The organism is Actinomadura rubrisoli, assembly GCF_004349215.1.
Classification (GTDB): Bacteria; Actinomycetota; Actinomycetes; order Streptosporangiales; family Streptosporangiaceae; genus Spirillospora; species Spirillospora rubrisoli.
The window spans coordinates 1-14,032 of the sequence record NZ_SMKU01000092.1 but is presented as its reverse complement, the minus strand read 5'-3'; the positions used below and the strand labels follow the sequence as shown (position 1 = coordinate 14,032).

The window sequence follows — 14,032 nt, the reverse complement described above, 5'->3', positions numbered from 1 at the left end:
AGGGTGATGAGCGGACAGTGATCCACGTCACACAGGGTCGCCGCGTGCCGGGACCGGCTGGAGGGTGCGCATGCCTTCTCCCGAGGGTCTGCTGGTGTCGGGCGTGACGGTGCGCTTCGGCGGGGTCACGGCGGTCGACGGGGCCGGGCTCACCGCGCCGCCCGCCACCGTCACCGGCCTCATCGGGCCGGACGGAGCGGGCAAGACGACGCTGTGCGACGTCATCGCGGGCCTGCGCCGCCCGTGCGCGGGCACCGTCCGCCTCGACGGCGAGGACCTCACGGGCGGGGGCGCGCGCGACCGCGTCCGGCACGGCATCGCCCGCACGTCCCAGCGGCCGGGGCCGTCCGGCGCGCTGACCGTCCACGAGAGCGTCAGGGCGGCGGCGGGCAGGCACGTGAAGGCCCGGCGCCACGCCGGAGCGTCCTGGGCCGAGCGGTGGCGGCGCCGCCGCGACGCGCTGCGCGACACCGGACGGCAGGCCGACGAGATCCTCGCCCGCGTCGGCATCGCCGACTACGCCGAGCGGCGCGCGAGCAGCGTCCCGCCCGACGTCGCGCGGCTGGTGGCGCTGGCGCAGGCCCTGGCGGCCGAGCCCGCCGTGCTGCTCCTGGACGAGCCGTGGACGGGCCTGCCGGTGCGGCGGGCGCGCGCGCTGGAGGTGCTGCTGCGCGACCTCGCCGCCGAGGGCCTGGCGGTGCTGGTCGCCGAGAGCGAACTGGAGCCGGTGATGGGCGTCTGCGACGTCCTCCACGTCCTGGACGCGGGGAGGATGATCGCGACCGGTCCCCCGGTGGAGGTCCGCGCCGACCGCCGCGTCCGCGACGCCTACCGCGCGTCGCCCGGCCCGGGCGCGGACGCGGCGCTGAGCGCCTAGCCGCCTCCGGCCGGGCCGGTGATCGCCCGGTGGCCCCCTCCCCTTGCCGTGAAGATAATGAGGCGGAGCCCCGCCTCCCGACCGGCACCCGGAGGAACGACTCATGAGCAGCGCAGACCGCGGCGTACGCGAGGCACTGCTGGACGCCGCCGCCCGGCTCCTCGTGGAGCGCGGGTACAGGGGCGTGCGCATGCAGGACGTCGCGGCCGCCGCCGGGGTGAGCCGCCAGACCGTCTACAACGAGTTCGGCGACAAGTGGGGGCTGGCGCGGGCCGTGGTGATCCGCGACAACGGCCGCTACCTCGACGGCATCGACCGGGTCCTGTCGGAGCACCGCGGCGTGTACGCGGCCGTGACGGCGGCGGTGCTGTTCACGCTGGAGATGTCGGCGGACGACCAGCTGAAGAAGCTGGTGCTGACCGGCGCGGGCGGCGACGAGATGCTCCCGCTGCTCACCACCCAGGCCGAGCCGGTGCTGTTCACCACCAGCGCCCGCCTCACCGAGCACGCGCTGCGGCAGTGGCCGGATCTGGACCGCGGCGCGCTCACCGAGATCACCGACGCGGCCGTCCGGCTGACGATGAGCCACATCATGCTGCCGTCGTGCCCACCGGAGGCGTTCGCGCACGTCGTCGCACGGATGGTGGTGCGCTACCTGGGCGTGCCCGAGGAGAGCCCGGCGGCCGCGGCCGGCGCCTAGCGCGGCTCGGCGAGCAGGTGGACGACCTTGACGGCCGTCATCTCGTCCAGCAGCTCGGGACCGTAGCCGAAGCCCCGCCCGCTGGCCCGGCGCGGCGTGGCGGCACCTCCGGGGGCCCCACCGAACACCGCGTTGACCTTCACGGTGCCGACCGGCAGGGTGCGCCAGGCCCGCTGCGCGCGGGCGAGGTCGCGCGTGAGGACGGTCGCGGCGAGGCCGTAGCGGGAGCGGCGCGCGGCGTCCAGGGCCTCGTCGAAGGAGCCCACGACACGGACGGGCGCGACCGGGCCGAACGTCTCCTCCGCCATGACGGCCATGTCGTCGGTGCAGTCGGCCAGCACGGTCGCCGGGTAGAAGCAGCCGGGCCCGTCCGGGATCCGGCCTCCCGCCAGCGGCCGGGCGCCGTCCGCGACGGCCTTCTCGACCTGCTCGTGCACCTGCGTCCGGTGCCGCTCGTCCACCAGTGGCCCCAGTTCGGTCGACGCGTCGGACCCCGGCCCCATGCGCAGGGCCCGGGCCCGCCGAACCAGCGCGTCCAGGAATTCGTCGGCCACCGCCTCGTGCACGTAGACGCGCTCCACCGAGGTGCAGATCTGCCCGGCGTTGGCGAAGCACCCGAGGGCGGCCTGCGCGGCGGCCCAGCCGGGATCGACGCCCTCGTCCACGATCAGGGGGTCGGCGCCGCCGTTCTCCAGCAGGACCTTGGCGGCGGCCACCTCGGAGATCCTGCGGCCCGCACGGGTCGAGCCGACGTGCGCGACGACGTCCAGCCCCGGATGCCCGGCGAGCGCCTCACCGGTGCGCCCGTCCCCGCTGACCAGGTTGACCACCCCGTCGGGCAGCGCCCCGGCCAGTAGCTCGACGAGCAGGGCCCCGGTGTGCGGGGTGCGCTCGGACGGCTTGTGCACGACGGTGTTGCCCGTCACGACGGCGGCGCCGACCAGCCCGCAGGCGATGGCCACCGGGTCGTTCCATGGCGTGATCACCCCGACGACCCCGTACGGCTCGCGGACCATGAAGTCGGACGCGCCCCACCCGCCCTGCAGACTGCGGCCGCCGTGCAGCGGCCCCAGCTCGGCGTACTGCCGCAACGTCGCGACCCCGGCCTGGACGCCGCCGAGCGCGTCGTCCGCGGGCTTGCCCATCTCGGCGGTCACCAGCGCGGCCAGCTCACCGGCGCGCTCCTCCACCGCCCGCGCGGCGGCATGCAGGGCCGTCCCGCGCTCGGCGGCGGCCGTGGCGGCCCAGCCAGGCGCGGCCTCGCCGGCGGCGATGACCGCGGCCTCCACGTCGGCGTCACCGCAGACCGGGACGTCCCCCACCGGATCGCCGGTGGCCGGGTCCGAAACGGTGAACGCCTCGTCCCCGGTCCCGCCGCTCCACCGTCCGCCGGCCAGCATCCATCTGTCGCGCGGTCGCATTCGGCGCCTCCCTTCGTCGGCCGTCCCCCTACCCGCCACAAGGCGCTTCAATGACCACCCGCATCAGTGACCACTTACTGCATCGGCTACGGTGGGAGCGACCGATGGGAGGCGCGGGTGGACTTCGACCTGCCGGAGACCGCGGTCGCGGTGCGCGAGGGCGTGCGGGCGATCGCCGGGAAGTACGACCAGGACTACTGGGGCCGCTGCGACGCGGAGAAGCGCTGGCCGGAGGAGGTCTGGCGGGAGCTGGTCCAGGGCGGCTGGCACAGCCTGGCGATCCCGCAGGAGTACGGCGGCGCCGGTCAGGGCCTGCTGGAGCTGGCGGTGGCGCTTGAGACCCTGGCCGGAGGCGGCGCGGGCGGCGCCGCGTCCTTCCTGTACCTGCTGACCCCCGCGTTCGGCGGCCTGACCATCGCCCGGCACGGGACGCCGGAGCAGCGCCGGGAGTTCCTCCCGAAGATCGCCTCCGGGGAGATCGAGACCTGCTTCGCCATCACCGAGCCGGACGCGGGCAGCAACGCCATCGAGATCACCACCCAGGCCCGCCGCGACGGCGACGGCTTCGTGGTGAACGGCCAGAAGATCTGGATCTCCGGCGTGGAGCGCGCCGACTTCCTGGTCCTGGTCACCCGCACCACCCCGGCCGCCGAGGCCCGTCCCCGCACGGCGGGTTTCACCGTCCTGCTGGTGGACGTCAAGCAGGCGGTCGCGGACGGCACGCTGGTCTACCGCCCGATCCCCAAGCTCGGCACCAACACCGTCGCCTCCAGCATGGTCTTCCTGGACGACGTCCGCGTCCCCGCCGACCGCGTCCTCGGTGAGGCCGGCCAGGGCTTCGCCGTCCTGTGGGACATCCTCAACCCCGAACGGATCCTGGCGGCGGCCGGCGGCGTCGGGTTCGGCGAACTCGTCCTGAGGATCGCCTGCGACTACGCCACCGAGCGCGCCCCCTTCGGCAAGCCGATCGGCGCCCACCAGTCCGTCGCGTTCCCGCTCGCGAGGATCAAGGCCCAGGTCGAGCTGGCCCGGCTGATGACCTACAAGGCCGCCTGGCTGTGGGACCGCGGCCGCCCCTGCGGCTCAGAGGCCAACATCGCCAAGCTCACCGCGGCGGACGCGGCCTGGCAGGCCGCCGACCGCGCCTTCCAGACCCACGGCGGCATGGCCTACTCCCTGGAATACCCGGTCGCCCGCCTGTTCCGCGACGCCCGCATCGGCAGGAACATCCCCGTCGCCGAGGAACTCGTCCTCGCCCACATCGCCCAACACGAACTCGGCCTCCCCAAGTCCTACTGACCGAAAGTCCCTGAGCTTGCGATCGTCCGGCTCTGCCTGCCCGCGCGGGGCCTCGTGTCCGGTTGATCAGCGGTCGAAGGCGATGTGGAGGTGGTCTTGGTGGAGCCGGTTGGTGAAGGTGGACGATCCGCCCGCTCCGAGCGCCCACGGCGCTCCGACCTCGGTGGCTCCGGCGACGAGGGCCTGGCGTGCCACCGCCTTGGCGGGGCTTTCACGGGCCGTCCGCTGCCGGGCGACACCGGTTCCGTCCACTGCCCAGATGTCCACGGCCCGTCCGCGCGTGTGGTTGCTGACATGGCCGGTGCCGTAGACCTGGTGGGGATGCCCCGTGGCCAGCACGGTCACGGAGATGGTGTGCTTCGCGGCGATGGCCGTCAGCAGCCGGAGGAGGCGGGCGTCCACTCGTCCCGCCTCGATGTCCCATCGGGCGCTGTCGGTCATCTGGATGCGGTCGTCGGACAGCACCGCGGCGGCCGCCGATGACCGGTCGGCGACGTGCCGCGGCGGGGCGCCGCCGGTCGAGGCGACGCGGACGACCCGCCAGCCTCGGCGGCTCCTGGCCAGCCGGATCTCCACGGTCCGGGTCGCCGTCCCGACCTGCCCGCTCCGGCGCGGACGGACCCGGAGCAGCATCATGACCGAGGCCGAGTCGCGGGTCAGCCCGCCGAGCTGCGGATAGATCACCTCCGCGGCACCGGCGTCCGCGAGCAGCGGCACGGCGGCCGCCGCCAGGCGGGCCGGCTGGCCCGCCGATCTCAGCCGGCTCTCGGCGGACGAGGCGGGGCCCGCGGTGAGCGCTTCGACGAAACGCACGGCCGCGCCCTTGACTGCGGCCGCGGGTTCGTCCGGGCCGACGGTGAAGGGCCGTGCCGTGGGGGGCGGCGGAGCGCGGGTGACCGGAGTGCCGCGCGGAGGCGGGTCCGCGCAGCCCGCGATGGTGAGCACAAGGACGGCGGCGGCCAGGAGTGTTCGCGGCATCACAGGTCCAGGACGAACGCCGCCCATGGACGGCCGTCGATGTCGCCTTGCCGGGTCCACGCCGTCCAGCCGAGCCCCTGGTAGAAGGCTTGGGCCTGGTGGTTGCCGGGTTCGGTGTACAGCCGCAGCCGACGTGTCCCGTGCAGCCGGGTGATCTCGGTGAAGCCGTGCGCCAGGGCCCGGCCCACACCGGCCTGGCGACTCGCCTCCTCGACCGCGACGTGATGGAGCACGCCGGTGGGGACGCGTTGGGCACCGGGTGTCTTCAAGTGGGTTCTCAAGCCGCCCGCGTAGCGGCGGGCTCTGGTGCGCAGGAACCGTGACGCCTGTCCGGGACGGGCCACCAACGAGATCGTCCCGGCCCGGATCAACCTCACCCGGTCGAGCCGGGCCAGATGGCGGCGGTGGGCGGCCTCGTCGATCGTTCCCAGCAGGAACCCGGCCGGACGGCCGTCCAGTTCCCCGACCAGCGCCACGCCCGCCGCGCTGGTGATGAAGCTCCGGTGGTAGTGCTCCAGGAACCGCTCGCCGAGGTCGACGAAGAATCCCCGGTAGAGGTGCCGGACATGCAGGTCGACGGCGAACGGGATGTCGCTCACCTCCATGACCCGCAGTGTCACCGCCGGGGGCCGGGGCGGGCAGGCGCCGCCCCGATACCCCGCGGAGAGGACTTGTTCGCTGCTCATGACACCCGGGTCTCAAGCGTGACGTGGTTGTCGGCGGAGTTCTGCTCCTGCACCGAGGAGTAGGCGCTGGCCACGAACCGCACCGAGCCCTTGGCGGACGCGGGGATCTTGACCGTCACCGTGAACGTGCGCTTGTCGCCGGCGCCGATCTCGGAGTAGTCGCAGGCGCCGAAGAAGTAGCCGTAGCCGCAGGCCCCCGTACCCTTGACGCCGGTGACCACCTGCCGGTCGTAGGGGATGCCGGAGGCTTTGACGTCCCGGAAGGCGGTGGAGCCGGTGTTGGCGACGGTGACGGAGTAGGTGGCGGGGCGTCCGGGAACGATCTTCGTCGTCGCCTTGGCCGAGGTCGCGAGGTTGGCGGGCTTCGGCCGTCCGGGCGGGTCGGTCGGCTTGGCGGAGCCGTCGGCGAGCGCCTGAAGGGCGGCCTGATCCCCGTTGAAGGCGTTCTGGTCGCCGGGGAGGGTGCCGGCGTTGGCGTACTGCCAGATCGTGTGGGCGGCCCAGCCGGCCGGGAGCTCGCCGACGCTGCCTCCCCACCGCGCGAGCCACAGCGGGCTGGCGCCGAAGCCCGCGTTGTTGCCGGCGCAGTCGCGCCACCAGCCTGTGGTGGTGTAGATGGCCGGCGCGCGGCCGGTCCGCCGGTGGTAGCGGTCGCTGAAATCGCGGACCCAGGCGGCGGCCCGGGCCGGGGTGAGGCCGTAGCAGGCGTTGAGACCGTTGATGTGGCCGTAGGGGTTGGCCTCGATGTCGAGCGCTCCGGGCAGCGTCCCGCCGTCCTTCGTCCAGCCGCCCCCGTGGTCGACGAAGTAGTCGGCCTGAGCGGCGCCGGTGGATTCGTGGGGCTGGGCGAAGTGGTAGGCGCCCCGGATGAGGCCCGCCTGCCGGGAGCCGCCGTACTGGCCGGCGAAGGACGGGCTGGTGTAGTTGATGCTCTCGGTGGCCTTTACGTAGGCGAACCTCCCGCCCTTGGCCTTGACGCCGGGCCAGTCGACGCTTCCCTGCCAGTTGCTCACGTCCAGGCCCAGAACCTGCTGATCCCCCGCGAGCGTGCGCGGCACCGGCCGTCGATGCGGGGCAAGGCCCGAACCGGCGCCGGGGAAGCCCTGACCGGGGACCAGCCGGGAGTTGCCGGGCGGGGGCGCGGGGTCGGCGCTCGCCACGGCCGCGACCGAGAGTGTCGTCCCGGCGACGATCGCGCCCAGAGCGAGGGGAGCTGTGCGGTTCATCAGTGTTCCTCACCATGTCCGTGTGTGTTCATGCAGGTCACGAAGGTAGGGAGGAACGAGGACGGAGGAATCCGTCATCTATCAGCACATCTGGAACGGGATGCGGTTCGGCTAGCGTGAGGATCATGCTGAGAGGACGCCGCGCGGAGCAGTCCGTCATCGATGAACTGCTCGACAACGCCCGCTCGGGAGTGAGCGGCGCGCTGGTGGTGCGCGGCGATCCCGGCATCGGCAAGACGGCGCTCCTGGACTACGCGGCGGATCGGGCCGACGGCCTGCGGATACTGCGCGCCGGCGCCGCCGAGGCGGAGGCGGAACTGCCGTTCGCGGCTCTGCACCTGCTGCTGCGGCCGGCGCTCGATCGGCTGGACGTGCTTCCCGGTCCCCAGCGCCACGCGGTCGAGACGGCTCTCGGCCTGCGCGCCGGCGAGCACTGGGACCGCTTCCTGGTCGGCCTGGCCACGTTGTCGCTGCTGTCGGAACTGGCGGAGGGCGGGCCGCTGCTGTGCGTCGTGGACGACGCCCACTGGCTGGACCAGGCGTCCGCCCAGGCCCTGACGTTCGCGGCCCGGCGGCTGGACGCCGAGGGGATCGCACTGCTCATCGCCGCCCGCGACGGAGCCGATGGCCTGCCCGCCCAGGTGCTGCCGGAGCTGCGGCTCACCGGGCTGCCCGAGGACGAGGCGACGGCCCTGCTCGCCGACCGCGATGACCACCTCATGCCCGCGGCCCGTTCCCGGGTCGTCGCCGAGGCACGCGGAAACCCGCTCGCCCTCCTGGAACTTCCCGCCGTCCTGGCCGCCGGACCGCGGGACCGGCCGCCCCCGGCGGATCCGCTTCCCCTGACCGAACGGCTCGAACTGGCCTTCCACGACCGGGCCGGCAGGCTGCCCGACGGCACCCGGACGCTGCTGCTGGTCGCCGCCGCCGAGGGCACCGGGAACCTCGACGTCGTGCTGCGCGCGGCCGCGAGGCTCGGCGGGACCGGCCACGCCGACCTGCCGCCGGCGGAACGAGCGGGTCTGATCCAGCTCGGCGAACGCGACCTGGGCTTCCGCCACCCCCTGGTCAGGGCCGCGATCTACCAGCGGGCGCCCCTGGACCGCAGGCACGCCGCACACCGCGCGCTCGCCGCCGCGCTGGACACCCCCGACGGCGCCGACCGCCGCGCCTGGCACCTCGCCGCGGCCGCGACCGGCCACGACGAGGGGGTGGCGGCCGAACTGGAGCGCACCGCCGTCCGGGCCCGTGAGCGCAGCGGATACGCCGCCGCAGCAGCGGCCTACGAACGAGCCGCGCAGCTGACGACGGACGAGACCGCGAGGGGCCGTCGCCTCACGCTGGCGGCCGAGGCCGCCAACGAAGCCGGACAGCTCAGCAGCGCCCGCCGCCTCGCCCGGCAGGCCGGCGACCAGTCCGACCCTGCCCTGCGCGACCGGCTGATCCAAGTGAGAGCGGACGCGGCCGTCGGGCAGGGCAGGCACCACCTCGCGCACGCCCTGCTGATCGAAGGAGCCGCGGGGGCGGCCGCCCAGGATCCGCGACGGGCCGTCGAGATGCTCGTGGAAGCGACCCGTACCGCGTGGTTCAGCGCCGCGCCGGATCTCGCCGTCGAAGCAGCCGAGCGATTGGACGCCCTCCGGCTCGGCCCCGAGGCCGCGGCGGCAGCGGCCCTCGGCCTCTCCCGCTGGCTCGCCTCGCTGGCCGCGGGCCGTCCGGTGGCGGACCTGCCGCCGCGCCCCGACCTCGCCGAGACCGCCCACGGCGCCAGACCACCCGACACACGCGACCTTCTGGCCGGGGTCCTGACGGGCCAGGACGCGCACGCCCTCGAACTGGCGGCCGCACTCGCGGCCGAGCACCGGACCCGCGGCAGGATCGGGCTCCTCCCCTCGGCCCTCTACTACGTCGCCACGGCCGAGATGCACCTCGGCCGCCTACACGACGCGCAGGCGCACGCCACCGAGGCCCGTGAGGTGGCGCGCGATACCGGCCAGGAACAATGGACGGCCCAGTCCTGCGGCCTTCTCGCCTATCTCGCCGCCGTGGCGGGCGACGAAGCCCGCTGCCGGGACTTCGCCGGCACCGCGCTGTCCTCCGGCCTGCCGCCCGCGAGCGACATGGCGACCTGGGCGCTGGGGCTGCTCGACCTCGGCCGCGGCCAGGCGGGCAGCGCCGTCGCCCGCCTGGAATCGCTGCGCGGCCCCTCTCCACGACATCCGGTGATCACCATCTGGAGCGCCTGCGATCTGGTGGAGGCCGCGGTGCGCCAGGGCCAGAACGCCAGTACCACCGCCGTGCTCCCGCTGCTCGACGCCTGGGCCGGCCACCTCCGGCGGAGCGCGTTCGACGCCGTCCTCGCCCGATGCCGTGCCCTGCTGTCCCCCGACGACCAGGCCGAGGACCACTTCACCACCGCTTTGAAGGCCCACGAGCAGGACAGCAGACCGTTCGAGCACGCACGCACCGAACTGCTGTACGGCGAGTGGCTCCGCCGCCTCCGCCGCAAGGCCGACGCCCGTGGACACCTGCGGGCCGCGCTGGAGAAGTTCGAACGCCTCGGCGCCAAGCCGTGGGCGGAACGGACCCAGACCGAACTCGGCGCCACCGGGATGGCCGCGCCGCGCTCCCCCGGCCCCGGCAACCTCGCCCGGCTGACCCCGCAGGAGCTCCAGATCGTCAGGCTGGCATCCCAGGGCCTCACCAACCGCGACATCGCGGCCCAGCTCTTCCTCAGCCCCCGGACCGTCGCCTACCACCTCTACAAGGCATACCCCAAGCTCAACGTGACTTCGCGCACCGACCTGGCAGCCCTCCCCCTCACCGACGCCCAATAGCCGAGCGAACGGTGGTGACCTTGGCCCGACACGGTCTGCCCCACGCCCACCGGACGCATGGAGGATTGCTGTCATGGAACCTGTCGCCGGGTGTCTCGCGTGCGATCTCCTTGTCGGGGCCCGTCCTCTTCCAGGGGGTCGTCTGGCGGAGTCGTCGGGCTGGGTCGTCGAGCACTCGGTGGGCCCGCTCGGCCTGGGGACGTTGGTGGTCAAGACGGTGCGGCATGTTGTCCATGTCGCCGAGTTGTGCGATGCCGAGAGCGGGGCCTTGGGCCCGTTGCTGCGGCGGGTGGCGGCAGCGGTGACGGAGGTCGTCCAGCCGGAGCAGGTCTATGTCTGCCTCTGGTCCCATGCGGATGGCGTGCCGGGTCACCTGCATTTCGTGGTCCAGCCCGCGATGAAGGCCGACATGGCGCGGTTCGACGCATTCGGGCCCGCACTGCAGATGGCGATGTTCCGTGAAGGGGCAGTGCCGAGCGAGACCGAGGTGGAAGCGTTGGGCCGGCGGTTCCGAGCGGTCCTGGCCTGCTCGGTCGACGGATCGTGAGCCGGGCCCGCGTCAGCGCGGGGTGAGGACGTCGAACTCGTTGCCCTCGGGGTCGGCGAGGCACGTCCACGGGACGTCGCCCTGGCCGAGGTCGACGTCGGTGGCGCCGAGAGCCCGCAGCCGGGCCACCTCCGCCTCCTGATCGTCACCGGGGTAGGGCCGGACGTCGAGATGGACGCGGTTCTTCACGGTCTTCACATCGGACGTGCGAAAGAACTCCAGATACGGGCCGACGCCCTTGGCGGAGCGCAGCACCGCGTGATCGTCGGTCACCTCGTGCAGGATCCAGTCCATCGCCGCGCCCCAGAACCGCGCCATGGCCCGCGGGTCGATGCAGTCGACCACCACCACGGCGATCGGCCCGGTGTCGCGGTAGATCGGCCGGGGCTCCAGCACGCAGAACTCGTTGCCCTCCGGGTCGGCCAGGACCACCCAGGGGACGTCGCCCTGGCCCACGTCGGCGGGCGTCGCGCCGAGGGCCTGGAGGCGCGCGACCAGGTCCGCCTGATGGGCCGCGGAGGTGGTGGCCAGGTCGACGTGCACGCGGTTCTTCACCGTCTTGGGTTCCGGGACGGTGATGATGTCGATGCAGACGGCGACGGGGTCGGGATAGACGAAGCCCTCGGGTTCCAGGTTGGTCACGCCGGGTTCCTCACTGGAGATCGTCCAGCCGAGCGCCTCCGCCCAGAACCGGCCGAGAGCGGAGTCATCCAGTGCGTTCATCGCAATCTGAACAAGCCTTGTCGCCATGCCGGCGATCCTATGGCCAGGCCGGGCACCGGCGCGGGGCGGGGCTTGTGCTCGCCGACGCGCTACGCGCACACGGTTCAAATGCGTGTGCCCGGCCCAGCCTCTCTACCCCTGTAGAGAAAGGCCGGACCGGGCACGTTCTTGCTTTGCTAGAGGCTGATGCTCCAGCCGTTGGGGGACCGGGTGTCACCGGGCCCGGGTTCGGTCACGATCGTCTGCCCCCGCCGGGCGCCGGTTGGGCGCCCACGGCGACTTTCCACAGGGCGTAGGCGATCGCGTCGGAGCAGCGGTCGAGTGCGACCGTATGGACGTTGTTGGGATAGCTGTCGCAGGACTGGTGGTAGCACCGGTCGAACGCCTGGTTCGCGGTGCCGCCCCACTTCTGCGCCTGGGCGGCGGTCTTGGTCGCCGGGGCGCCGGTGAAGAGGAAGGTCGTGGGGATCCCGGCGTTGCGGAACGACCCGTCGTCACTGCAGCACTCGGCGACCTCCTCCGTGGGTACCTTGATCGAGTCGAAGTACTCCTTCAGGTTCTTCGCCGTCGGCGAGTTGATGTCGTCGATGAAGTAGCCCGGGTTCGGCGAGCCGACCATGTCGAAGTTGAAATAGCCCTTGATCTTCGAGCGGTCGGCGGCCGACAGGCGGCTCACGTAGTACTTCGAGCCGCGCAGGCCCTGCTCCTCGTCGGTCCACCAGCCGAACCGGACGTGGTTGAGCATGGTGGGCTTGGCCTGCGCCAGTTGCAGCGCGACCTCCAGTTGAGCGGACGACCCGGTGCCGTTGTCGTTGATGCCCGGCCCCGCCGAGACGCTGTCCAGGTGGGCGCCGAACATGTAGACGTTGTTCTCGTTGCCACCGGGCCAGTCGGCGATCAGGTTCGGCCCGGCGCCACCGCTGCATCCGGAGCTGCACGCCTGGCGGGTCACGGTGAACCCGGCGGCCTTCAGCTTCTGCTCGATGTAGGACACCGAGCCGAGGTAGCCGGCGCCGGTCGAGCGGCGGGTGCCGCCGTTACTGGTGGCGATGGTCTGCAACTGCTGCAGGTGCGCCTTGACGTTCTCTACATTGATGTCAGGCGCCGCTACGGCTTTTGGGGAACCACCGCCCACCGTGTAAGCGGAGTCGGTGACGCCCGGTGTGCAGGTCGGCTCACCGGACTGCGCGCCGAGCTGGACGGCGTCCCAAGCTCCCTTGACCTTGTTGAACTGCTCGCAGGTCTTGTCGAGGTTCTTCGCCGCGGTCAGCGTCAGCGTCCGGTACCGGCCGTAGCTGGTGCCGGAGGTCTTGAGCATCATCGCGTTGTAGAAGATCTTCGCGGCGTTCATGACGCCGATCCCGGTGACCTGACCGCCCTGGCAGACCGGGCTGTTCGGCTTGCCGCCGCCCGGGCTGGAGCCCTCGGCGAGCAGGTAGAACCAGTGGTTGCCCGGCCCGGCCGCCTTGTGGACCTCCATGCGCGGCACGGAGGCGGAGTAGCAGTTCGGGTCGTTGTTGACCTGCGACGGGTTGTACATGTTGCGGATCGGGCCCTGACCGACCAGGTTGATCTCCTCGCCGACCGTGTAGTCGGGAGTGTCCTCCGGGTTGTTCAGGAAGTGCTCGACGACCGCGCCCCACACGTCTCCGACGAACTCCTGCGTGCCGCCACCGGACATGCCGCCCGGGGTGAAGTTGTCCAGCCCGTGGCCGAACTCGTGGTCCACGACGTCGGTCGAGGTGATCCACTGGTTCTGCTGGTTGTGGCCGAACTGGGCGTCGGTGCCGTTCCAGTAGGCGTTGACCGCGTTGAGGCCGACCCTCGCCGGGGCCCACTGGCCGTTGCGCAGACCGTCGCGCCCGAAGGACTTCAGCACGTCCCAGAACCCGGCGGCGGCGTACATGGTGTCCACGCAGCCGGCTTCCTTGCTGGTCTTGGACGTGCTGCCCCAGACGTCGTCGGGCCCGGAGAAGATGCCGGAGCTCCAGTCGGCGCAGGTCATTCCCGGCCGCTTCGGGTCACGCATCGTGTAGGTGCTGCCCGACTGGGTCGTCCCGATGGTCAGGTTCGAGCCCTCCCAGATGCCGGTGCCGGTGCCCGCGTGGATGGTCTCCTGCGCGTCGAACCGCTTGCCGGTCTGAGCGTCGATGTAGACCTTCTTGCGGCTCGGCTGCTTGCCGTCGCGCCCGGAGACGACCGTCTCCCACGCCAGCCTGGGCTTGGCCAGCGCGTGCACGACCAGGCGCGGCTTGAGCTCGGCCTTGTCCGGCTTGGTCAGCGCGCCGCGGGAGCTTCCCGCGGCCTCGGTCTGGCTGACCTTGGGGGTGGCGCCGACCGTGATCTGCTCTTTCTGCGCCACCGACAGGGTGCGCACGCTGCCCTTCGCGTCGGTGGCGACCACGAAGTCGCCGCCGACCACGGGAAGCCCGTGGTAGGTGCGCTCGTAGGCGACGTAGTACTGGTCCCACGGTGTGCCGACCACCTGGGTCCGGATGAACTTCTCGTCCTTGCCGACGTGCAGGTCGGCGGCGTTCCCGGCGATCAGCCGGTCGGCGGACGCCACCGCGGCCGCCTTCGGATCGGCGCCGGGTCCTTGGCTGCTCTGGGCGGACGTCATGGCGGGAACCGCCATGCCCGTGACCGCGAGCGAGGTGACCGCGGTGGTCACCAGGAGATGATGTCTGCGTTTCACAGCCGCATGCCTCCAACAGGGCGGGGGTGGGACCGCCCCGCGG

General features: G+C 72.6%; 11 protein-coding genes. 5 read left to right on the top strand and 6 right to left on the bottom strand.

The features are described from left to right. Positions 1–70 precede the first annotated feature (70 nt). A complete protein-coding gene (locus tag E1298_RS18885; RefSeq protein WP_131895010.1) occupies positions 71–877 on the top strand; it encodes an ATP-binding cassette domain-containing protein in 807 nt (268 codons plus the stop codon). A 103-nt stretch (positions 878–980) separates the two neighbouring features. Next, entirely contained in the window at positions 981–1,577 is a 597-nt protein-coding gene (locus E1298_RS18880; RefSeq protein ID WP_131895008.1) for a TetR/AcrR family transcriptional regulator, read from the top strand. Here the strand turns inward: E1298_RS18880 and E1298_RS18875 are convergent. Further along, complete coding sequence (locus E1298_RS18875; protein ID WP_243725658.1) at positions 1,574–2,998, bottom strand: aldehyde dehydrogenase family protein; 1,425 nt, start codon at positions 2,996–2,998, stop codon at positions 1,574–1,576. The genes E1298_RS18880 and E1298_RS18875 overlap by 4 nt on opposite strands. Positions 2,999–3,064: 66 nt before the next feature. Between E1298_RS18875 and E1298_RS18870 the strand changes: the two genes are divergently transcribed. Then, positions 3,065–4,297 carry an acyl-CoA dehydrogenase family protein gene (locus E1298_RS18870; protein ID WP_243725657.1) on the top strand — a complete coding sequence of 411 codons (1,233 nt, stop codon included), beginning with the start codon at positions 3,065–3,067 and terminating at the stop codon, positions 4,295–4,297. 66 nt (positions 4,298–4,363) lie between these two features. Here the strand turns inward: E1298_RS18870 and E1298_RS18865 are convergent, their stop codons facing one another. Genes E1298_RS18865 through E1298_RS18855 form a run of 3 tightly spaced genes read right to left on the bottom strand, consistent with a single transcriptional unit; the run spans position 4,364 to position 7,187 of the window. Then, on the bottom strand, positions 4,364–5,275 hold the full coding sequence (locus E1298_RS18865; protein ID WP_131895006.1) for a hypothetical protein: 912 nt from the start codon (positions 5,273–5,275) through the stop codon (positions 4,364–4,366). After that, entirely contained in the window at positions 5,275–5,961 is a 687-nt protein-coding gene (locus E1298_RS18860; RefSeq protein WP_243725656.1) for a GNAT family N-acetyltransferase, read from the bottom strand. Before E1298_RS18860 ends, E1298_RS18865 begins: the two co-directional genes overlap by 1 nt. Continuing rightward, a complete protein-coding gene (locus tag E1298_RS18855; RefSeq protein ID WP_165975541.1) occupies positions 5,958–7,187 on the bottom strand; it encodes a lysozyme in 1,230 nt (409 codons plus the stop codon). Before E1298_RS18855 ends, E1298_RS18860 begins: the two co-directional genes overlap by 4 nt. A 125-nt stretch (positions 7,188–7,312) precedes the next feature. Here E1298_RS18855 and E1298_RS18850 point away from each other — a divergent pair, with 125 nt between their 5' ends. Beyond that, complete coding sequence (locus E1298_RS18850; RefSeq protein WP_207944716.1) at positions 7,313–10,024, top strand: ATP-binding protein; 2,712 nt, start codon at positions 7,313–7,315, stop codon at positions 10,022–10,024. A gap of 73 nt (positions 10,025–10,097) precedes the next feature. Beyond that, positions 10,098–10,571: an HIT family protein gene (locus tag E1298_RS18845; RefSeq protein ID WP_131895002.1), complete on the top strand. Its 474-nt coding sequence runs from the start codon at positions 10,098–10,100 to the stop codon at positions 10,569–10,571. A 12-nt stretch (positions 10,572–10,583) separates the two neighbouring features. Here E1298_RS18845 and E1298_RS18840 read toward each other — a convergent pair whose 3' ends face one another. Next, positions 10,584–11,294, bottom strand: coding sequence for a VOC family protein (locus tag E1298_RS18840; RefSeq protein WP_207944715.1), 711 nt, complete (start codon positions 11,292–11,294; stop codon positions 10,584–10,586). A 232-nt stretch (positions 11,295–11,526) separates the two neighbouring features. Then, entirely contained in the window at positions 11,527–13,965 is a 2,439-nt protein-coding gene (locus E1298_RS18835) for a M28 family peptidase (RefSeq protein ID WP_207944714.1), read from the bottom strand. Positions 13,966–14,032: the final 67 nt, after the last annotated feature.

Bases quoted from the DNA above. Each gene is read 5' to 3' on its own strand.
- E1298_RS18885 (WP_131895010.1), top strand. From the start codon at position 71: ATGCCTTCTCCCGAGGGTCTGCTGGTGTCGGGCGTGACGGTGCGCTTC.
- E1298_RS18880 (WP_131895008.1), top strand. From the start codon at position 981: ATGAGCAGCGCAGACCGCGGCGTACGCGAGGCACTGCTGGACGCCGCC.
- E1298_RS18875 (WP_243725658.1), bottom strand. From the start codon at position 2,998: ATGCGACCGCGCGACAGATGGATGCTGGCCGGCGGACGGTGGAGCGGC.
- E1298_RS18865 (WP_131895006.1), bottom strand. From the start codon at position 5,275: ATGCCGCGAACACTCCTGGCCGCCGCCGTCCTTGTGCTCACCATCGCG.
- E1298_RS18860 (WP_243725656.1), bottom strand. From the start codon at position 5,961: ATGAGCAGCGAACAAGTCCTCTCCGCGGGGTATCGGGGCGGCGCCTGC.
- E1298_RS18855 (WP_165975541.1), bottom strand. From the start codon at position 7,187: ATGAACCGCACAGCTCCCCTCGCTCTGGGCGCGATCGTCGCCGGGACG.
- E1298_RS18850 (WP_207944716.1), top strand. From the start codon at position 7,313: ATGCTGAGAGGACGCCGCGCGGAGCAGTCCGTCATCGATGAACTGCTC.
- E1298_RS18845 (WP_131895002.1), top strand. From the start codon at position 10,098: ATGGAACCTGTCGCCGGGTGTCTCGCGTGCGATCTCCTTGTCGGGGCC.
- E1298_RS18840 (WP_207944715.1), bottom strand. From the start codon at position 11,294: ATGAACGCACTGGATGACTCCGCTCTCGGCCGGTTCTGGGCGGAGGCG.